The following is a 19,534-nucleotide window of genomic DNA, read 5'->3' as shown; positions in this document are numbered from 1 at the left end:
CCGGATCGGCCTCGATTCACGCGATGGTGTGATCATGTCCCGCCGTACGGATGCCCCGGCGGGGGCACGGGTAGGGCCCCGGCCATGACGCAGCCGTTCGAACTCCCGCACTTCTACATGCCGTATCCCGCTCGGCTCAACCCGCACGTCGACGAGGCCCGCGCCCACTCGACCGTGTGGGCGCGCGAGATGGGCATGCTGGAGGGGTCCGGGATCTGGGAGCAGGCCGACCTCGACGCGCACGACTACGGCCTGCTCTGCGCCTACACCCACCCCGACTGCGACGCGGACGCGCTCTCGCTGATCACCGACTGGTACGTGTGGGTGTTCTTCTTCGACGACCACTTCCTGGAGACGTTCAAGCGCAGCCAGGACCGGGCCGGCGGCAAGGCCTACCTGGACCGGCTGCCGCTGTTCATGCCGCTGGACCTGGCCACTCCCGTGCCCGAGCCGCGGAACCCGGTCGAGGCGGGCCTCGCCGACCTGTGGACGCGCACGGTGCCCGCCATGTCGGCCGACTGGCGCCGCCGCTTCGCCGTGGCCACCGAGCACCTGCTGAACGAGTCCATGTGGGAGCTGTCCAACATCAACGAGGGGCGGATCGCCAACCCCGTCGAGTACATCGAGATGCGCCGCAAGGTCGGCGGCGCCCCCTGGTCGGCCGGTCTGGTGGAGTACGCGACCGCCGAGGTGCCCGCCTCCGTCGCCGGGAGCAGGCCGCTCAGGGTGCTGATGGAGACCTTCTCCGACGGCGTCCACCTGCGCAACGACCTCTTCTCCTACCAGCGGGAGGTCGAGGAGGAGGGCGAGAACAGCAACGGCGTGCTGGTCCTGGAGACCTTCTTCGGCTGCACCACCCAGGAGGCCGCCGACACCGTCAACGACGTCCTCACCTCCCGGCTCCACCAGTTCGAGCACACCGCGCTCACCGAAGTGCCCGCGCTGGCCCTGGAGAAGGGCCTCGGCCCGGCCGAGGTCGCGGCCGTCGCCGCCTACACCAAGGGACTTCAGGACTGGCAGTCCGGCGGCCACGAGTGGCACATGCGCTCCAGCCGGTACATGAACGAGAACGCCGCCTCGCAGAGCGCGCCGTGGGAGAGCCCCGGCGGACCCGGCACCTCGGCCGTCGACGTCCGGTCGCTGCTCGCCTCGGCGGGCGCCCAGCGGCTGCGGGCCTGGACGCACCAGCCGTACCAGAAGGTCGGCCCGGCCCTCATCCCCGACATCCGCATGCCGTACGAACTCCGCCTCAACCCCGGCCTGGACGGCGCCCGCGCCCGCCTCCTGCCCTGGGCGCAGCGGATGGGCATCCTCAGCGAGGGCGTCTGGGACGAGGACAAGCTCGACGCCTACGACCTGCCGCTGTGCTCCGCCGGCCTCGACCCGGACGGCTCCGAGGAGGCCCTCGACCTCAGCGCCCAGTGGCTGGCCTGGGGCACCTACGGCGACGACTACTACCCGCTGGTCTTCGGGCACCGTCGCGACCTCGCCGCCGCGCGGCTGACCACCGGACGTCTGTCGGCGTGCATGCCGATCGCGGGCGAAACGCCGATCGTGCCCGTCAACGCCATGGAGCGCGGACTGTGCGACCTGTGGCTGCGCACCACCGCGGGGATGGACGAGGACTCCCGCAGGGCGCTGAAGGCGACCGTGGACGTGATGACGGAGAGCTGGGTGTGGGAGGTGGCGAACCAGATCCAGAACCGTGTCCCCGACCCCGTCGACTACCTGGAGATGCGCCGCGCGACCTTCGGCTCCGACATGACCATGAGCCTGTGCCGCATGGGCCACGGCCCGGCGGTCCCGCCGGAGGTCTACCGCAGCGGCCCGGTCCGCTCGATGGAGAACGCGGCCGTCGACTTCGCCTGCCTCCTCAACGACGTCTTCTCCTACCAGAAGGAGATCGAGTACGAGGGGGAGATCCACAACGCGATCCTCGTCGTGCAGAACTTCTTCGGCATCGACTATCCGACCGCGCTCGGCGTCGTCGCCGACCTGATGAACCAGCGCATGGAGCAGTTCGAGCACGTCATCGCGACCGAACTTCCCGTCGTCTGCGAGGACTTCGCTCTGTCGAAGGAGGCGCGGGCCGGGCTGGACGCCTATGTGGCCGCGCTGCAGAACTGGGTGGCCGGCATCCTGAACTGGCACCGCTCGGTGGACCGCTACAAGGCCGAGTGGCTGGCGGGCCGCACCCACGGCTTCGCCCCGGACCGGGCCCCGGCCGTACCCGTCGCCGCGCGGGTCAGCTGACCGCCGCGAGCCTGTCGGCCGTCGCCTCGGCGAGTTCGCGCACTCCCCGGGCGGCGGGCTCCGACAGGACGCCGCGTATCTCCTCCGCCGTCTCGAACAGCGCGCGGGCCTCCTCCGGCAGATCCGCGTCGGCCAGGGCGCCGGTCAGCTCGTAGTGCTCCCGGGCGATGAACAACCCGAAGTTGATCCGCCGCCAGTCCCGCACCGAGGCGTCCGCGCCGTCGCCGAGGGCGTCCATGACCCGGGCCAGTGAACGCACGGCCCGGTCGAGTTCGCCCGCGCGCCGCTCCAGTTCGGCTTGGCGAAGGAGGGCCGCCGCGCGGTCCCACGCGGTGTCCTGAAGGGCCACGCACAGCCGCTGGGCGCGCAGTGCCTGCGCGAGGTCGCCCGCCCGCTCGAAATCTTCGGCGATCCAGCCGAGCGGGGAGGGATCCAGCCGGTCCGGGTCGCTCGGTTGCCGCAGCAGACCCTGGTCGACCTCGATCGCGTCGAGCCGACGGATCAGCGCCACCCGGGCGAGGCCGGTCAGCCCCTGGTCGAGGGCCAGCTCGATCCAGGTGGACTCAGGCTCGTCGGCGGGGTCCGTGCCGAACATCGCCTCGTCCATCTCCCGGGCCCACTCCCGCAGTTCCGCGCCGTCGGCCTCGGATCCGGGCACATCACTCAGTCCGCAGTGCGTGTCGAAGTCCGTCTCGCGCACCTCGTGCAGCAGCGGCAGATCGCGGCTGTCGCCGTGCAGGCCGATCAGCACGGCGGCCAGCCGCAGCTCGTCCGTCATCGACGAGCCCGCCTCCGCCCGCACCAGCCGCCGCAGCAGGCCGAGATCACCCTCCGCGCGGTCGAACTGCGCCGCGCGCAGCGCCAGTCGACGCCGCACCGGGTCCGCGGCCACCGCCTCACCGGCCGCCGCGTCACCGTCCCGCAGCAGCGCCAGGTCGGCGCGGCCCCGCTCAAGCACCGCCTCCCACAGGGGCGGCCGGGGAAGATCGTCGAGGAGTTCGTAGGCCCGGTGCTCCTCGTCGTTGAGCAGCACGAAGTCCGGCTCGGTGCGCAGCAGCGCGGCGTGCAGCATCCCCACCAGCTCCACCGGGGAACGCTCGGGCAGGCCCAGCGCCGCGCGCAGCTCGGCCCGCTCCTCGTCGATGCCGTAGTACTCGCGGATCTCGTCCTCGGCCTCGGTGACCCGCGCGAGGATCTTCTCCTCGCCGTCCTCGGGCGACAGATCGGTGCAGGAGCCCCACGCGGGCAGGCCGATCAGGATCTCCAGCGCCTCGTCGGCGCTCGATCCGATGATCCCGGCCGCGCCCTCCGACGACGCGTACAGCACGGAGCCGTCCCCGCAGACGAAGTACGTGCCGCCCGTGTCGTCACCCGCGATCACCTCCAGCGGGCCGCCGGAGGCCAGCCGGACCGGCTCGACATGGCCGTGCGCCGCCCGGTCCAGGTCGAAGTCGAACGGGAACGCGGCCAGGGCGGCCAGCCGGCGGTCCTGCCGCAGCAGCCGGAGAGCGTGATCGGTCATGTGGCAGAACGTAACAGCCGCCACCGACAACGGACTCCGGGCCGGTCAGGAACCGGACGAACCGCTTCCCTTCACGGTTTCCGAACTTTCTCGTACGGAACGGGGCATTCAGTGAACCGGGGCGGGACGAACGGAGTCTTCTGGGATGAGGGGAACAGTCGACAGAACACACGGGGGTGTTCGACCTTGACCGACATCATCGAGAGGACCACCGGGCAGCTCACCGAGCGCGACGGCAGCAAGCGGCCCGCACCGGCCGGCCTCACGCCCTACGTCGCCCCGCTGCCCGTCCCGCCGGTCCTGCGGCCGCAGGGCGACGACGTCCTGCGCGAGACCGAGATCGCGCTCCGCCCGACCTGGGTGCGCCTGCACCCGCAGCTGCCGCCGACCCTGATGTGGGGGTACGACGGCCAGGTGCCTGGCCCCACCATCGAGGTGCGCCGCGGGCAGCGCGTGCGCATCGCCTGGACCAACCGCATTCCCCGGGACGGCGAGTACCCGGTGACCTCCGTGGAGGTCCCGGCCCGCGCCCCCGGCACCCCGCCCGCCACCACCGAGCCGGGCCGCGAGGGCGTCGAGCCGAACAAGGACGTCGCCGCCCTGCCTCCGTGGTCCGTCACCCATCTGCACGGCGCGCAGACCGGCGGCGGCAACGACGGCTGGGCGGACAACGCGGTCGGCTTCGGCGACGCCCAGCTCTCCGAGTACCCGAACGACCACCAGGCCGTCCAGTGGTGGTACCACGACCACGCCATGAACATCACGCGGTGGAACGTGATGACGGGACTGTACGGCACCTACCTCGTCCGCGACGACGAGGAGGACGCCCTCCATCTCCCCTCCGGGGAGCGGGAGATCCCGCTGCTGCTCGCCGACCGCAACCTCGACACCGACGAGGACGGCCGTCTCAACGGCCGGCTGCTGCACAAGACGGTCGTCGTGATCCCGTCCCACCCGGAGACGGGCAAGCCGGTCAGCCTGCCCTTCACCGGCCCCTACACCACGGTCAACGGCCGTATCTGGCCGTACGCCGACGTGGCCGCGGCCTGGTACCGCTTCCGGCTGGTCAACGCGTCCAACGCGCGGATCTACGACCTCGTGCTGGTCGACGAGGACGACAACCCGGTGCCGGGCGTCGTGCACCAGATCGGCAGTGACGGCGGGCTGCTGCCGAGGCCGGTCCCGGTCGACTTCGACGAGACGCTGCCCACCCTGACCGCGGCGCCCGCCGAGCGGTTCGACCTGCTGGTGGACTTCCGAGGGCTCGAGGGCCGCACCCTGCGGCTGGTCAACAAGGGCGCCAACCAGCCGGCCGGGGTGCCCGACCCGGTGGGCAACGTGCGGTACCCGCAGGTGATGGAGTTCCGCGTGGGCGACTGCGCGGAGCCCGACACCTTCGAGCTGCCCGAGGTGCTCTCCGGCTCGTTCCGCCGCCTCACCCACGACATCGAGCACGGCCACCGGCTGATCGTGCTGACCCCGCCCGCCACCAAGGGCGCCGGCGGCCACCCCGAGATGTGGGAGATGGCGGAGGTCGGGAACCCCGGCGACATCCAGGTGCCCACGGACGGGATCATCCAGATCACCGGCCCGGACGGCAGGACGCGGACCTACCGGCGGATGGCCCGGACGTTCAACGACGCCCTCAACTACACCATCGCCGAGGGCAGCCACGAGCAGTGGAGCTTCCTCAACCTGGCGCCGATCGTCCACCCCATGCACATCCACCTGGCCGACTTCCAGCTCCTGGGCCGCGACGCCTACGACGTCTCCGGCTTCGACCCGGCGATCGGCGGCACCCGCACCCCGATCCGGTACGACGCGGACACCGAGATCCCGCTCGCGCCCAACGAGCGCGGCCACAAGGACGTGTTCCGGGTGCCCGGGAACCAGACGCTGCGCGTGATGGGCCGGTTCGACGGGGCGTACGGCCGCTTCATGTACCACTGCCACCTCCTCGAACACGAGGACATGGGCATGATGCGGCCGTTCGTGGTCATGCCGCCCGAGGCGCTGAAGTTCGACCACGGCGGGGCGCACGGCGGCCACGGGGAGGGTCACACGGGCTGAGCCGCCTCCCGCGCGGCGGCGTGCTCGACCGCGGCTCGCGCCAGCGCCCGGATCACCGGGTGCGGGCGCGAGCCGTCGCCGGACAGCTCCGGCTGGAAGAGTGTCGCCACGAAGAAGGGGTGGCCCGGCAGTTCGACGATCCGGACGGCGCCGTCCTCGTCCCGTCCGGAGAACCGCAGCCCGTGCGCGCGCAGGGTGTCGAGGTGCCGGGAGGGCCCGTAGTTGCAGGAGTAGCGCTCGACGGTCCGCTCCGAGCCGAGCAGGGAGTGCGCGAGGGAGCCCGGCTCCAGCCGTACGGCGGCCTCGTGGCCGGCCAGCGAGCAGGCGAGCGGTTCGATGAGGAAGTCCTCGGCGTCGGGCTCGTTCTCGGCGTGCGCCACCCTGGTCAGCCCGCACACCGCGCGGGCGTACTCCAGCAGCGCGTGCTGGAAGCCGCCGCAGGTGCCGAGGAACGGGACGCCCTCCTCGCGCGCCGTACGGATCGCGGCGAGCACGCCCGCCTCGCTGCGGTACGGACTGCCGGGCACCACCCACACCGCGTCGAACCCGCGCACCGCGCCGTCGGCCTCGGCTTCCGTGGAGGGGATCCAGTACGGGTCGAGGACGAGCCGGTCGCGGGCGGCGAGCGAGTCGAGCAGCAGGGGGATACGGCTGTGCGAGACGACGTCGGGGGTGCGGTCGCCGACCAGGGCGACCCGCGCGGTGCGCGCTGCGGTCTGTGTCATGCCGTTCATCCTGGGCGCGGCCCTTCGTTCACGTCCAACGATGATCTCTGCACCCTCGATAAGCAATGCTGATGAGAGGCTGGCCCGCATGGACCCGCACCTCCTGCGCACCTACGTCACCGTCGCCCGCCTCGCCTCCTTCTCCGAGGCCGCGCGCGAGCTGGGCTACACCCAGTCCGCGGTGTCCCAGCACATCGCCGCCCTCGAACAGGACCTCGGCGCGTCCCTGCTCACCCGCCGTCCCGTCGCGCCCACCGCCGCCGGGGAACGGCTCCTGGAACACGCGGGCCCGCTGCTGCTCCGCCTCGACGCGGCCCGCGCGGACGTGGCCCGGATCGCGGCGGCACCCGCGCTCGGGCTGACCCTCGCAGCCGCCCCGACCGCGCTCGGCCCCCGAGTGCTCGCCGCGCTCCCGCCGGCCGGTGTCACCCTGCGGGTGCTGCCCCGCGCCGGGATCCCCGCGGCCGTCGCCACCGGCACCGCGGACCTCGGCCTCGTCGACGGCCTGGCCGCGCCCAGCGACCCCCTGCGGCTGCCGGACGTCGCCCCGCTGACCACCGAGGGCGTCGGGGAGGAACCGGTCTGCGTGCTGCTGCCGGGGACGCACCCGCTGGCCGGCCGCACCGGGTTGCGTCTCGGCGACCTCGCCGACGCCCGCTGGCTCGACGCCCCCGACGCGGCCCTCCCGCTGGACCGGCTGCGGGCGGTGACGGGCGGGCACGGCTTCCGGCCCGCCCTCACATACGAGGGCACCGACGTACGGGCGCTCGGCGCGCTGGCCGCCGCCGGTCACGGGCTGGCCCTGCTGCCCCGCGCGGCGGCCGTCGCGGTGCCGGGCGCGGTCGCCGTCCCCGTCGTCGCCCCGCGCGTCGTGCACCGCACGGAACTGGTGTACGGCGGATCACCGCGGGGCGCGGCGGCGGCCCTCGCGGAGGCGCTGCTGATCCGCGCGTGAGATGTGTGCCGTGACGTGCGCGCCGGGAGTGACGCGTCGCATGCCGGTGGTGCGGCGTCCAAGGATTCCCTCGTCCGGCCACCGGTCAGTCTCACTCGTTCGTGGCACGTCGTGCGCTGGTGCTCCGGGTAGGGCACCAGCCGGAGGCGATCCATGGAACAGACTGCGTTGCGTCCCAAGCCGATGCCTGGTCAGGACCCCGGCGGGGGCGGCCGGAGCGGCGACTCCGCCCGGCGCCCGCACGCCGTGCGCCGGCGCGGCCGACGGCTCACGACCCTGCTGCTCGGCCTGTGCGCCGGGACGGTCCTGGTGCTGGCCGGGGTCGGGCTGGGCACGGTCGGCACGACCGTCGTCGGCATGCGTGAACTCGCCGAGTTCCGGGGCCAGACCCGGCACCAGGCCCGTCATCAGGCGCAGGCACCGGCGGTCCCGGCCGGCCCGTCGGCCTCGGCCGGCACCGGCGTGTCCGTGCCCCGGCCGGCCGCCGGGGCGGCCCTCGGCCTGGAGGTCGTGGACGCCGAGAAGGCCGGCGCCCAGGTGGTCGGGGTCCATGTGCCCGGCCCCGGGTACACGGCGGGGCTCGTCCGCGGCGACGTGCTCCTCACCTTCGACGGCGCCCGGATCGACTCGGCGGCCGACCTGGTCCGTGCCGTCGACCGGGCGAGGCCGGGGGAGCACGTCACCCTGACGGTGCGCCACCGCAGCGGCGGCTACCAGCAGCTCTCGGTCGCTCCCGCGGTCGTGACCTGACCCGGTCCGCGCTCACACCACCCGGAAGTGGGTGGTCAGCCGCCCCTCGTCGTCCAGGACGTGGAAGGCCAGCCCGACCGGGGCGTCCCTGTCGGCCACCTGCTCGCCCTCCCACGGCAGCCGCAGCGTCCACGTCACCCCGGGCCCGACGACCAGCGGGCGTCCGGCGAACACGGTGGCCGCGGGCGTGTGCGCGTGGCCCGTGATCAGCCCGGCGATCTCGGGCCGGCGTGCCAGCAGCGCGGCCAGCCGGTCCGGCTCGCCCAACGGGTAGGAGTCGGGAAGGGGATGGTGCAGCGCCACCGGCGGATGGTGGAAGGCGAGCAGCGCCCGGCGCCCGCCGCCGAGCCCGTCGAGCGTCGCCTCGATCCAGGCGTACGTCTCGTCCTCCAGCGCCCCGTCGTCCCGCCCCGGAATGCTGGAGTCGCACATCAGCACGGCGGCGTCGTCGAAGACCCGCACGCTGTTGACCGGCCCGTCGGCGGCCGGCCGCCCCAGCAGGGCCTTGCGGTACGGCGCCCGGGCGTCGTGGTTGCCGGGACACGTGAGCACCGGGAACGGCGCCCCGCCGTCCCGCAGCCCCAGGATCCGGGCGGCCTCCTCGTACTCCGCCTCGGCGCCGTGGTCCGCGATGTCCCCGGTCACCAGCAGGGCGTCCACCCGCCCCGGCAGCCGCCACAGCCGGTCCCTCACCCGCTCGGCGCGCTCCGTGGCCCGCGCGCTCCCGTCCAGATGCAGATCACTGATGTGTGCGACTACGAGCACGGCGAGCGCCTCCTGCGGCCGGGGGTCCGGCGGTCTGCCTGGTTAACGGTTCGGCCGAATCAAAGCATTAGTCGTAATGGATGATCAACCCCCAACCATTAGGTGGAGGTGAGGTGCGGCCGTCCCGGACTCCCGAAAACCACTGGTCGGCCCCGACCGCGCGGCGCGACGATGAGGCCCATGCTGAGCACCCTCCTCGCCTTCCTCGGCGCCTGCGCCCTGATCGCCGCCTCGCCCGGACCAAGCACCGTCCTGATCATCAAGCAGTCGCTGCGCAGCCGCCGTTCCGGCTTCCTGACCGTGCTCGGCAACGAGACCGGGGTCTTCGTCTGGGGCGTGGCCGCGGCATTCGGACTCACCGCCCTGCTCACCGCCTCCCAGATGGCGTACGACGTGATGCGGATCGTCGGCGCCGCCGTCCTCGTCTGGTTCGGCGTCCAGGCCCTGCGGCAGGCCCACCGGATGCGCCGCACCGGCGAGGCCGGGGAGGCCTGGGAGACCGTCGAGCGCAGCGGCTGGTCCGCGTACCGCGCGGGGCTGCTGCTGAACCTCGCCAACCCCAAGGCGGCCGTGTTCGCGCTGTCCTTCCTGCCGCAGTTCGTCCCCGAAGGCGCCCCGCACCTGCCCGCGATGGTCGCCCTCGCCGCGATCTGGGCCGTCTTCGAGGTCGGCTACTACGGCCTGTACGTGTGGTTCGTCGGCCGGATGAAGGCCGTCCTCTCCCGTGCCGGGGCACGCCGGCGGCTGGAGCAGGTCTCGGGCGGCGTGCTGCTGTTGCTGGGCGCTCGTATGGCCCTGGAGGGCTGACCCGTGGCCGCCCGCCCGTTCGAAAGTCCCGAAAGCGCCGCACACCGGCTCGCGCCGCCCCCGCCGTCCGGGCAGGATGCTGCCCGTGGCTCCCACCCCCGCCGAGGAGGCCAGGATGACCGGCAGCAGTAAGCTCGCGCCCTTCACCGCCGACGACTACCGGGCCCGCATGGAGCGCGCCGCGCGGGCGGCCGCCGACGCGGGACTGGCCGGGCTGCTCGTCGCCCCGGGCCCGGACCTGGTGTGGCTCACCGGCTACGCGCCCACCGCCGACACCGAACGGCTCACCCTGCTCGTCCTCGCCGCGGGGCAGGACCCCGTCCTCGTCGTCCCCACCCTGGAGGCCCCGGACGCCGAGAAGGCGGCCGGCGCGCCCGCGCTGACGCTGCGCGACTGGACCGACGGCAAGGACCCGTACGCCACCACCGCCGCCCTCCTCGAGAGCACCGGCCGGTTCGGCGTCAGCGACAACGCCTGGGCCATGCACCTGCTGGCCCTGCAGAAGGCGCTGCCCGACACCGCCTACGCCTCCCTCACCGAGGCCCTGCCGATGCTCCGCGCGGTCAAGGACGAGGCGGAACTGCGGCTCCTGGCGGCCGCGGGAGCCGCCGCCGACGCGACGTTCGAGGAGATCCGGAAGGTTCCCTTCGCCGGCCGCCGGGAGTCCGACCTCGCCGCCGACCTCGCCGGTCTGCTGCGCAGGTTCGGGCACGCCCAGGTCGACTTCACCATCGTCGCCTCCGGCCCGAACGGCGCCAACCCGCACCACGAGGTCGGCGACCGCGTCATCGAACGCGGCGACATGGTGGTCCTCGACTTCGGCGGCCTGAAGGACGGCTACGGTTCCGACACCTCCCGCACGGTCCACGTCGGCGAACCCACCGACGAGGAGCGCCGGGTCCACGACCTCGTCCGGGAGGCCCAGGAGGCGGGCTTCCGCGCGGTGCGGCCCGGTGCCGCCTGCCAGGACGTCGACCGGGCTGCCCGCGCGGTCATCGCCGACGCCGGGTACGGCGAGTACTTCATCCACCGCACCGGCCACGGCATCGGCGTCACCACGCACGAACCGCCGTACATGATCGAGGGCGAGGAACAGCCCCTGGTGCCGGGCATGTGCTTCTCCGTGGAGCCCGGTGTCTACCTGCCGGGCCGCTTCGGCGTCCGCATCGAGGACATCGTGACCGTCACCGAGGACGGCGGCCGTCGTCTGAACGACACCCCGCGCGAGATGGTGATAGTGGACTGACCGCACACCACGACCCCGTCCCCGTACGCCCGCACACGACAACGGTCCGACCATGACCCAGGCACCGACACCCACCGAGGACACCGTCCGCCGACTGGTCCGCTCCCTGCTCAGGGAGGGCGCGGGCTCCGCCGCGGGCCCCGACGTCCGGCCGATCGCCGGCGGCGAGCAGCCCGCCACCTGGTGGGTCGGCACCCGCCACGTGCTGCGCCTCGCCCCCGACGCCGAGGCGGCCGTCCGGCAGCGCCGCGAGCTGCGGCTGCGCGACCTCGTCCGGCCGTACCTCCCGGTCGCCGTGCCGGCCAGCGTGGCGCACGGCGAGTGGGCGCCCGGCCTCACGTACACGCTGGACAGCAAGGTGCCCGGCGGCTCCGGCGAACAGCACGACGTCTCGGCCATCGGCGAGGCCGACCTCGCCGGGCTGCTCACCGGCCTGCGCGAGGTGCCGCTGCGGCAGGCCGAGACACTGGGCGTGCCGCGCACCGCCCCGCGGTCCCTGGAGACGCTGCGCCGGTCCGCCGGGCACGCCGCCGAACGCCTGGCCGCCGCCGACGAGTTCGACGCCGCGCGCCTGCACCAGCTCACCCCGGCCGCCGCCGTCCAGCTCGCCGCGCAGCCCGGCGGCGCCGTCCTCGTCCACCACGGCCTCACCGGCGAGCACCTGGTCGTGAGCGCCGACGGACGGGTGCGTGCCGTCCTCGGCTGGGCCGACGCGGTCGTCGGCGACCCCGCCGAGGACATCGCCGGACTCGCGCGCGCGTTGGGCGCCCCCGCGGCCGTACGCGCCGCCACCCTCGCCGGCTACGGTGCCCGCCCCTGCCTGCGCGGCCTCTGGCTGGCCCGCTGCGACAGCGTCCTCAACCTCGCCGAGACCCTGTCGGGCCGCACCTCCGCCCCGCTGCCCCTCCTGCGCTTCCAGCTGCGCCGCGCGTGGGAACCGATCCTGCTGGAGCGTGTGACGGAGCTGCGGGAGGACGCGGACACCGGCACGCACACCGACGCGGGCAGCGACACGGACAGCGCGGACGACACCCCGTAGCCGTCCTGTGTGCGAGCAGGACGTCCGCTCAGGGCTGTGCGAGCACCACGCACGACTCCCCCGGCACCCGCAGCAGTCCCTCCGCGTCCGGTACGTCCACCGGCTCCCACGCGGCGAGGATCCGGGCGGGACGGGTGCCCAGGGGGATCGCGGCGGGCTCCCCGGCCAGGTTCACGGCCACGCACACGTCACCGCGCCGGAAGGCGAGCCAGCGGGCCTCCTCGTCGTAGGCCACCCTGATGTCGGCCAGGTCGGGGTCGGTGAGGTCCGGCTGCGCGTGCCGCAGGGCGATGAGGCGGCGGTACCAGGCGAGCACGCGCGCGTGGGGCTCGCGCTCCGGCTCGGACCAGTCCAGGCAGGAGCGGTTCCGGGTCGCCGGGTCCTGCGGGTCCGGGACGTCCTCCGCCGCCCACCCGTGCGCCGCGAACTCCCGCCGCCGGCCCTGCCGTACCGCCTCCGCCAGTTCGGGATCGGTGTGGTCGGTGAAGAACTGCCAGGGCGTGCCCGCCGCCCACTCCTCGCCCATGAACAGCATCGGGGTGAGCGGCCCGGTCAGCGTCAGCGTCGCCGCGCAGGCCAGCAGCCCGGGGGAGAGGGACGCGGACAGCCGGTCGCCCACGGCCCGGTTGCCGACCTGGTCGTGCGTCTGGCTGTAGCCGAGCAGCCGGTGCGCGGCCACCCGGGTGCGGTCCAGGGGCCGCCCGTGACATCGGCCGCGGAAGCTGGAGTACGTGCCGTCGTGGAAGTACCCGCCGGTCAGCGTCTTGGCCAGCGCCTTCATCGGGGCGCGCGCGAAGTCCGCGTAGTAGCCCTGGCCCTCGCCGGTCAGCGCGGTGTGCAGGGCGTGATGGAAGTCGTCGTTCCACTGCGCGTGCAGCCCGAAACCGCCCTCCGCGCGGGGGGTGACGAGCCGTGGGTCGTTCAGGTCGGACTCCGCGATCAGGAACAGCGGCCGCCCCACTTCGGCGGCCAGCCCGTCCACCGCCGTCGAAAGCTCCTCCAGGAAGTGGTACGCGCGCGTGTCCACCAGCGCGTGCACCGCGTCCAGCCGCAGCCCGTCGATCCGGTAGTCCCGCAGCCAGGCCAGCGCGCTCCCGACCAGGTACGCGCGCACCTCGTCCGAGCCCGGCGCGTCCAGGTTCACGGCCGCGCCCCAGGGCGTCTGATGCGTATGGGTGAAGTACGGGCCGAACGCCGGAAGGTAGTTGCCGGACGGGCCCAGATGGTTGTGCACGACGTCCAGGACCACGCCCAGCCCCAGTTCATGGGCCCGGTCCACGAACCGCTTCAGCCCCTCGGGGCCGCCGTACGGCTCGTGCACCGCCCACAGCGACACCCCCTCGTACCCCCAGCCGTGCCGCCCGGGGAACGGGCACAGCGGCATCAACTCCACGTGCGTCACGCCCAGTTCCACGAGGTGCCCGAGCCGCTCGGCGGCCGCGTCCAGGGTGCCCTCCGGGGTGTACGTGCCCACATGCAGCTCGTACAGGACCGCCCCCGGCAGCGGACGCCCGGACCACTTCGCGCGCCACGCGTGACGCCCGTGGTCGACGACCGCGCTCAGCCCGTCCGGGCCGTCCGGCTGCCGCCGCGAGCGCGGGTCGGGCAGGGCGGGGCCGTCGTCCAGCGCGAAGCCGTAGCGGGTGCCGTCCCGCGCCTCCGCCTCGGCGACCCACCATCCCGCGCGCTCCGGATCGCCCTCCATCGCGCGCGTGCCCCCCTCGCAGTGGAGCGTCACTCGGCCGGCCTGCGGTGCCCACACCTCGAACTGCACGGACGGTTCCCCTTCGTCTGCTCACCGTGATGTAGCCCGTCCATGGTGCGCCAAAATGGATCAATCCGCTTTTGCATCTTCCCGATTCACCCCCGGTGTCGTCGGGTACGCGCGCGTGGTCGCCGATTTCCCGATTTCTGGACACCCGGGGTTCACTGACCGACAATCACCACCGTGACGTCGTCTTTCGAGTTCCCGACCTCTCTCGCGCGGCCCTCCGACGCGGAGCGCGACCAGGCGCTGAAGGTTCTGCGTGACGGCGTCGCCATGGGCCGGCTGTCCCATGACACGTTCATCCGGCGCATGGAGCTGGCCCTCTCCGCCCGCCACGCGGACGAGCTGGCCGCGCTCACCGCCGACCTGCCCACCGAGGGCCGCTTCTCCCGGCTGGTGTTCGGAAGCGTCGAGGCCGTGTCCGGCTTCACCGAGCGGCTGCGCCGCGCCTGGCAGGCCGAACGGCTGCCCAAGCTGCTGCTGCCCCACCCGTCGGCCGGCCGCCCGCTGAGCATAGGCCGCGACCCCGCCAGCGGCCTGCGGCTGAGCCACGAGACGGTCTCCCGCGTGCACGCCGAACTCAGCCGTCAGGGCGGCATGTGGATCCTGCGGGACCTCGGCTCGACCAACGGCACCGCCGTCAACGGCCGCCGCGTCATCGGCGCCACCGTCGTCCGCGAGGGCGACCAGGTGTCCTTCGGGCAGGTCGCCTTCCGGCTCGCCGCGCACTGAGCCGCGCGGCCAAGTCGCACGCGCGGTGGCAGTGTTGACGTACACCTGAAGTCGTGACTGACTGTGCGTACACCACGTACACCAGGTGAACCCGCAGCGTCACGACGGAGGTGTGCCCTGCCGCCCCTCCTGCGCTATCCGACCGTCGACGAGCTGGGCGCCCGGGCCGCCGCCCTCGCCGCCCGCCATCCGCGTGACGCCCGGCTGCGCCGCGTGGGCACCTCCCGCGCGGGCACGCCCCTGTGGCTGCTCTCGATCGGCCACGGCCGCCGCCAGGCCCTGATCGTCGCCGGACCGCACGCCAACGAGCCCGTCGGCGGCGCCACCGTGCTGCGCCTGGCCGAGCGCGCCCTCGCCGACCCGCGCCTGACCGAGGGCGCCGACGCCACCTGGAACCTGCTGCTCTGCCTCGACCCCGACGGCCTGCGCCGCAACGAGGGCTGGCTGACGGGCCCGTACCGCCTCGGCCGCTACTTCCGGCACTTCTTCCGCCCCGGCTTCCTGGAACAGCCCGAATGGCTGCCCGACGGCGCGGCCGGCGCCACCCTGCCGGAAACCCGGGCCCTGCTCGCGCTCCAGGACGAGCTGAAACCTTTCTTCCAGTGTTCGCTGCACGGCGTCGACGTCGGCGGCGGCTTCGTCGAGCTGACCCGCGACCTGCCCGGCCTCGCCGGGCGCGTCGCCCGCATCGCGGCCCGGATGGGCGTCCCGCGCGAACTCGGCCCCTACGACACCCTGTACTGGCCGTGCCTCGGCCCCGCCGTCTACCGCATCCCGCCGCCACGCCGCGGCGACCGGGTCGCGGCCATCACCGAGGCCGCCGTCGAGTCCACCTGGTTCCACCCGCACCGGTACGGCACCGTCACGGCCGTCGTCGAGGCACCCATGTGGGGCGTGGGGGCCGTGGAGGACGACACCGTGCCCGCCGACCCGGAGGCGCGGTTGCGGACCGTCAGCCACACCCTGCGGCACGACACCCGGCTGCTGCGGGACCTCCTAGCCCGGCTCCGCCCGTACACCGCCGGCGTACCGGACGCGGCCCGCCTGCTGGCGCCGGTCGACGACTACCTGCTCGTCTGCCCCGGCCTCGCCGACGCCTGGGACCCCGACCTCGACGACCGGCGCCGCCCCCTGCCGCCGCTCGACGTCGCCCACCTGACCGCCCTGCGCATCGCCGGACGCCGCCTCGCCCTGCGCACCGCCGGACTGCTGCACCAGCTCGTCACCGGGGCGGGCCGGGACCCGGCCGGCGCGCTGCCCGAGCTGAACCGGCTCCTCGACGCGTGGTGCGCCGACTACCGCGACGGCTGCGGAGCCGAGTGGGTCCCGGTGGCACGCCAGACCGAGTACCAGTCCCGCGTGGTCCTCGCCGCGTTCGAACTGGCCGCGCGGCAGCCGTCCGCGCGCTCCCGTTCGGGTGAGCCGGACTGGGGCTCCGAGCCGGTCGTGCCGATGCACCGGGAATGACGCACACCACCACAGCGAGAGCCGTACGGCGCGGTCTGCCGACGGCGGCCGCCCTGCTCGCCGCGCTCGCCGTCGCCCCCGCACCGGCGCGGGCCGCGGCCGAGCCCGTCCCCGCGGGCGGCCCGGGCACCTGGCTCCACCTCACCGTCACCCGGGGCGACGCGTTGTCCCCGGGCCCCGGCTGGCTCCGCCCCGGCGGCGCCCCCTCCGGCACCACGCGTGCCGTCCTGCTCCTGTGCGACCCGCCCCGGGGACACGCACGGGCCGGCGAGGCCTGCGCCCAGCTCGACGCCCTGGGCGGCGGCATCCGCCGTGCCGCGCCCGAGGGTGCCGCCTGCGCGATGATCTACGCGCCCGTGACCGCCCAGGCGCGCGGACAGTGGCGGGGACGGCCGGTCGACTACCGGGAGACCTTCTCGAACACCTGTCAGCTGGAGGCGGTGACGGGAGCGGTGTTCGCGCTGGATTCCTGAAGGGCTTGGGCGGGCTCGGGGACGGGCACGTGCGCGTGGGGCGCGATTCCTGGAACGCACAGGCGCGGGACGCCTCACACCGCCCTGTCGCGCGCGTGCAGCGCCGCCGCGACCACCGTGCGGGACTGGTGCTCGACCTGGTGCTCCAACGGCACCCAGCGGGCCCGGAACCGGTGCGCGAAGGCGTCGCTCCATCCCGTCACCAGTTGCTCCAGCCGCGGCACCGCGCGGTCGTCGGTCTCCCGCAGCACCCGCAGCAGCATCGCCGCGGCCCGCAGCGGCAGCCGCCGGGCGAACGCGTCCACACTGCCGACGTACGCCATCGTGTGGTCCGCCGGCGGCGTCCGCCGCAGGTCCGCCGCCAGCCCCGGTACCAGCTCCAGTGCCCACCGGGCGGCCCGCAGCAGGGGCCCGTCCAAGCCGTCCAGGCGCGGCAGCGCCTCGGCGAGCACGTCCTCCACCGCCAGCGCGTCCCGCAGCAGCCGGTCCGCCAGCCGCCGGAGCGCCGCGCCCGGCGCGGGATGCGGTGCCGGATCGTCCACCAGGTCGCTCGCCCACATCGGCACCTCGACCACCGCGGTCAGCCCGCCGTACCGGTGGGCGTGGTACCACGTGCTGCGCCGGGCGTCGTCCGGCATGCTCGGGTAGGCCACCGAGCCGGGCGCGGGCATCACATGCACGCCCGGACCCGAGGCGGGCCAGCCCGCCGCGTCGGAGGCGCCCGTCTCCACCGGTATGCGCAGCTCCGCCGCGGACTTGCCGAACGGCTCCGCGAGGCCCGGGATGTCCTTCGTCAGCTGCACCCAGCTGCCACCCAGATCCGTCCCGTGCAGCGTCACCTGGAGGTAGGGGCGCAGCTCGTCTATCACGCCGGTCAGGGCGCGGGTCTCGGGCGGCAGCCGGTCCGGGGGCAGCACGGCGGGGGACCACTCGGGCTGCTCCGGTCCGGCGGGCCGGAAGAAGCCGCGGTGGTAGTCGAGCAGACTGCGCGGCGCCGGCGTCACGTGCAGGCTCGCCCCGTCCGGGTCCGCGCACAGCAGGAAGTGCCAGGACGTCCCCGCCCGCAGCCGTCGCTCGGCCGCCACCCGTCCGGCGAGCGCGAGGAGCGTGGAACGGCCGGCCGGCTCGTTCGCGTGGGCGCCCGCGACGACGAGCACCGCGCGGCGCGCGCGTCCCACGGACAGCAGGTGCAGCGGACGGCCCGCGCGGGAGACACCCACCGCGCGGAGCGTGCACAAGCCGGGGTACGAGGCGGCCAGCGTCCGCGCGGAGGCGACCTGTTCGGCCACGGTGGGGTAGCGCAGCTCCGGCAGAGGACTCACCCCCGTACGTCCGCCCGGCTTCGCACCGGCAGTACCGCACGCTCTCGGGACGGTGTCAAGGAGACCGCGCGGCACCACGGGGGAGCCTCCAGGGGGCGCCCGGGAGCACGCCCGCGCTGCCCGGCACCGGACTCACTGCTGATGCAGGCCCCGCCCGGCGAGCGTGAGGAACGCCTCGCCGACCGCCTCCGACAGGGTCGGATGCGCGTGCACGTGCCGGGCCACGTCGTCGGGCTGGGCGTCCCAGCCGACGATCAGCTGGCTCTCGGCGATCATCTCCGACACATGGGGGCCGACCAGGTGCACCCCGAGCACCCGTCCGCCGCCCGCCTCGGCGACGACCTTCACCATCCCGCCCTGCCCGTGCACCATGCCCTTCGCCACGGCGGTGAGCGGCATGGTGTTGACGTCGACCTCGTGCCCCCGCGCGCGTGCCTCCGCCTCGCTCAGACCCACCGACGCGGTCTGCGGCGACGAGTACGTCACGCGGGGCACGGCCGCGTGGTCCACCGGCACGGACGGCACCCCGGCCAGCGTCTCCGCCACCAGCAGGCCCTCCGCGAACGAGGCGTGGGCCAGTCCGAGGGACGGCGGCGGCAGCAGGTCGCCGACGACGTGCACACCCGGCACGGCCGTCTCCAGACGGTTCCAGTCGGCCGGTGCGACGAACCCCCGCTCGTCGGTGGAGAGGCCCGCGGCGGCCAGGTCCAGGCCGTCGGTGACCGGCACCCGGCCGACCGCCACCAGCAGCCGCTCGGCGTCGATCACGCGGGTCTCCCCCCGCGCGGTGCGCACCCGGGCGCGTACGCCGTCGGCCCGCACCTCCGCGTCGAGCAGCCGGGCGCCGGTCTGCACGTCGACCCCGCGCTTCTTCAGACCGCGCGTCAGATGCCGGGAGACGTCGGCGTCCTCCAGGGGCACGATCCGGTCGGCGGCCTCCACGAGGGTGACCTGCGCGCCCATCGAGCGGTGGAACGAGGCGTACTCCACACCGATCGCACCGCCGCCCAGCACCAGCACGGAGGCCGGGAGCGAGGGCGCGAACAGCGCGTCGTCGCTGGTCACCACGCGCCGGCCGTCGGGTGTGAGCGTGGGGAGCGTGCGCGGGCGTGAGCCGGTCGCAAGCACGATTCCCCGGCGTGCGGCGAAGTCACGCACGCCCTCCGCGCCCCCGCGCCCGTCCACGCCGCCCACGCCGTCCACCCGCACCGAGCGCGCCCCCGTCAGCCGCGCGCTCCCCCGTACGACCCGCACGCCCGCGTGCGCGAGATGCGCCTCCACGCCCCGGTGGTTGCGGGCCACGATGTCGTCGCGGGTGGCGACCAGCGCCGACCAGTCCACCGCGTCCAGGGTCGCCTTCACCCCCCACCGCTCGCGCGCCTCCGCGATCCCGTCCACCAGCTCGGCGGCGTGCAGCATCGCCTTGCTCGGGATGCAGCCGCGGTGCAGGCACGTGCCGCCCACCTTGTCGCGCTCGACGAGCACCACGTCGAGACCGAGGGCCGCGGCGCGCAGGGCGGTGCTGTAACCGCCGGTGCCGCCGCCGATGACGATGACGTCCGCTGTGTCCATGCGCCCAGCCTCCGCCCGGCCCTTGCCATACGTCCAAGGCAATGTTCTTGTGGATTCGATGAAGGACG

The 19,534-nt window shown here is 74.2% G+C and carries 16 protein-coding genes; 10 read left to right on the top strand and 6 right to left on the bottom strand.

Annotated features, from left to right (window positions below):
- The first annotated feature begins 84 nt into the window (after positions 1–84).
- Positions 85–2,253: a germacradienol/geosmin synthase Cyc2 gene (gene cyc2, locus AMK31_RS05110; RefSeq protein WP_073939162.1), complete on the top strand. Its 2,169-nt coding sequence runs from the start codon at positions 85–87 to the stop codon at positions 2,251–2,253.
- Here cyc2 and AMK31_RS05105 read toward each other — a convergent pair.
- Positions 2,246–3,775 carry a hypothetical protein gene (locus AMK31_RS05105; RefSeq protein ID WP_073939161.1) on the bottom strand — a complete coding sequence of 510 codons (1,530 nt, stop codon included), beginning with the start codon at positions 3,773–3,775 and terminating at the stop codon, positions 2,246–2,248. The genes cyc2 and AMK31_RS05105 overlap by 8 nt on opposite strands.
- A gap of 186 nt (positions 3,776–3,961) precedes the next feature.
- On the opposite strand from AMK31_RS05105, the gene phsA reads away from it, so the two are divergent.
- Positions 3,962–5,845, top strand: a complete 1,884-nt coding sequence (phsA, locus tag AMK31_RS05100) for an O-aminophenol oxidase PhsA (protein WP_073939160.1) — start codon at positions 3,962–3,964, stop codon at positions 5,843–5,845.
- Here phsA and AMK31_RS05095 read toward each other — a convergent pair.
- Positions 5,833–6,570 (bottom strand): CTP synthase C-terminal region-related (seleno)protein, encoded by a 738-nt coding sequence (locus AMK31_RS05095; RefSeq protein ID WP_073939159.1) that lies wholly within the window; start codon positions 6,568–6,570, stop codon positions 5,833–5,835. The genes phsA and AMK31_RS05095 overlap by 13 nt on opposite strands.
- A gap of 88 nt (positions 6,571–6,658) precedes the next feature.
- Between AMK31_RS05095 and AMK31_RS05090 the strand changes: the two genes are divergently transcribed.
- Together AMK31_RS05090 and AMK31_RS05085 are read left to right on the top strand one after the other, a co-directional pair.
- Positions 6,659–7,525, top strand: coding sequence for a LysR family transcriptional regulator (locus AMK31_RS05090; protein WP_073939158.1), 867 nt, complete (start codon positions 6,659–6,661; stop codon positions 7,523–7,525).
- Positions 7,526–7,678: 153 nt separating this feature from the next.
- Positions 7,679–8,275, top strand: coding sequence for a PDZ domain-containing protein (locus AMK31_RS05085; protein ID WP_073939157.1), 597 nt, complete (start codon positions 7,679–7,681; stop codon positions 8,273–8,275).
- Positions 8,276–8,287: 12 nt separating this feature from the next.
- Here the strand turns inward: AMK31_RS05085 and AMK31_RS05080 are convergent, their stop codons facing one another.
- Positions 8,288–9,040 (bottom strand): metallophosphoesterase, encoded by a 753-nt coding sequence (locus AMK31_RS05080; protein ID WP_073939156.1) that lies wholly within the window; start codon positions 9,038–9,040, stop codon positions 8,288–8,290.
- Positions 9,041–9,220: 180 nt separating this feature from the next.
- On the opposite strand from AMK31_RS05080, the gene AMK31_RS05075 reads away from it, so the two are divergent.
- The 3 genes from AMK31_RS05075 to AMK31_RS05065 all read left to right on the top strand — a co-directional run bounded on the left by AMK31_RS05075 (position 9,221) and on the right by AMK31_RS05065 (position 12,132).
- The gene (locus tag AMK31_RS05075; protein WP_073939155.1) at positions 9,221–9,847 is read left to right on the top strand and encodes a LysE family translocator; all 627 of its coding nucleotides are present in this window, start codon (positions 9,221–9,223) and stop codon (positions 9,845–9,847) included.
- A gap of 115 nt (positions 9,848–9,962) precedes the next feature.
- Positions 9,963–11,093: an aminopeptidase P family protein gene (locus tag AMK31_RS05070; RefSeq protein WP_073939154.1), complete on the top strand. Its 1,131-nt coding sequence runs from the start codon at positions 9,963–9,965 to the stop codon at positions 11,091–11,093.
- Between the two features lie 52 nt (positions 11,094–11,145).
- Complete coding sequence (locus AMK31_RS05065) at positions 11,146–12,132, top strand: aminoglycoside phosphotransferase family protein (RefSeq protein WP_073939153.1); 987 nt, start codon at positions 11,146–11,148, stop codon at positions 12,130–12,132.
- Between the two features lie 28 nt (positions 12,133–12,160).
- On the opposite strand, the gene treZ is transcribed toward AMK31_RS05065, so the two are convergent.
- The gene (treZ, locus tag AMK31_RS05060; RefSeq protein ID WP_073939152.1) at positions 12,161–13,906 is read right to left on the bottom strand and encodes a malto-oligosyltrehalose trehalohydrolase; all 1,746 of its coding nucleotides are present in this window, start codon (positions 13,904–13,906) and stop codon (positions 12,161–12,163) included.
- A 174-nt stretch (positions 13,907–14,080) separates the two neighbouring features.
- Here treZ and AMK31_RS05055 point away from each other — a divergent pair, with 174 nt between their 5' ends.
- The 3 genes from AMK31_RS05055 (at position 14,081) to AMK31_RS05045 (ending at position 16,572) form a co-directional block, all read left to right on the top strand.
- A complete protein-coding gene (locus AMK31_RS05055) occupies positions 14,081–14,632 on the top strand; it encodes a DUF1707 and FHA domain-containing protein (RefSeq protein WP_073939151.1) in 552 nt (183 codons plus the stop codon).
- A gap of 63 nt (positions 14,633–14,695) precedes the next feature.
- On the top strand, positions 14,696–16,099 hold the full coding sequence (locus AMK31_RS05050) for a M14 family zinc carboxypeptidase (RefSeq protein WP_073939150.1): 1,404 nt from the start codon (positions 14,696–14,698) through the stop codon (positions 16,097–16,099).
- The gene (locus AMK31_RS05045) at positions 16,096–16,572 is read left to right on the top strand and encodes an SSI family serine proteinase inhibitor (RefSeq protein ID WP_073939149.1); all 477 of its coding nucleotides are present in this window, start codon (positions 16,096–16,098) and stop codon (positions 16,570–16,572) included. Before AMK31_RS05050 ends, AMK31_RS05045 begins: the two co-directional genes overlap by 4 nt.
- Before the next feature lie 74 nt (positions 16,573–16,646).
- On the opposite strand, the gene AMK31_RS05040 is transcribed toward AMK31_RS05045, so the two are convergent.
- Together AMK31_RS05040 and lpdA are read right to left on the bottom strand one after the other, a co-directional pair.
- On the bottom strand, positions 16,647–17,894 hold the full coding sequence (locus AMK31_RS05040; RefSeq protein ID WP_073939148.1) for a M14 family zinc carboxypeptidase: 1,248 nt from the start codon (positions 17,892–17,894) through the stop codon (positions 16,647–16,649).
- Between the two features lie 132 nt (positions 17,895–18,026).
- Positions 18,027–19,466: a dihydrolipoyl dehydrogenase gene (gene lpdA / locus AMK31_RS05035; RefSeq protein WP_073939147.1), complete on the bottom strand. Its 1,440-nt coding sequence runs from the start codon at positions 19,464–19,466 to the stop codon at positions 18,027–18,029.
- Positions 19,467–19,534: the final 68 nt, after the last annotated feature.

The organism is Streptomyces sp. TSRI0107 (assembly GCF_001905845.1).
In the GTDB taxonomy this organism is placed as follows: Bacteria; Actinomycetota; Actinomycetes; order Streptomycetales; family Streptomycetaceae; genus Streptomyces.
This window is presented reverse-complemented; position numbering and strand designations above follow the sequence as displayed.

What these genes read in the sequence shown, in the direction of transcription:
- cyc2 (WP_073939162.1), top strand. Translation starts at nt 85, where the DNA reads ATGACGCAGCCGTTCGAACTCCCGCACTTCTACATGCCGTATCCCGCT.
- AMK31_RS05105 (WP_073939161.1), bottom strand. Translation starts at nt 3,775, where the DNA reads ATGACCGATCACGCTCTCCGGCTGCTGCGGCAGGACCGCCGGCTGGCC.
- AMK31_RS05095 (WP_073939159.1), bottom strand. Translation starts at nt 6,570, where the DNA reads ATGACACAGACCGCAGCGCGCACCGCGCGGGTCGCCCTGGTCGGCGAC.
- AMK31_RS05090 (WP_073939158.1), top strand. Translation starts at nt 6,659, where the DNA reads ATGGACCCGCACCTCCTGCGCACCTACGTCACCGTCGCCCGCCTCGCC.
- AMK31_RS05085 (WP_073939157.1), top strand. Translation starts at nt 7,679, where the DNA reads ATGGAACAGACTGCGTTGCGTCCCAAGCCGATGCCTGGTCAGGACCCC.
- AMK31_RS05075 (WP_073939155.1), top strand. Translation starts at nt 9,221, where the DNA reads ATGCTGAGCACCCTCCTCGCCTTCCTCGGCGCCTGCGCCCTGATCGCC.
- AMK31_RS05070 (WP_073939154.1), top strand. Translation starts at nt 9,963, where the DNA reads ATGACCGGCAGCAGTAAGCTCGCGCCCTTCACCGCCGACGACTACCGG.
- AMK31_RS05065 (WP_073939153.1), top strand. Translation starts at nt 11,146, where the DNA reads ATGACCCAGGCACCGACACCCACCGAGGACACCGTCCGCCGACTGGTC.
- AMK31_RS05045 (WP_073939149.1), top strand. Translation starts at nt 16,096, where the DNA reads ATGACGCACACCACCACAGCGAGAGCCGTACGGCGCGGTCTGCCGACG.
- lpdA (WP_073939147.1), bottom strand. Translation starts at nt 19,466, where the DNA reads ATGGACACAGCGGACGTCATCGTCATCGGCGGCGGCACCGGCGGTTAC.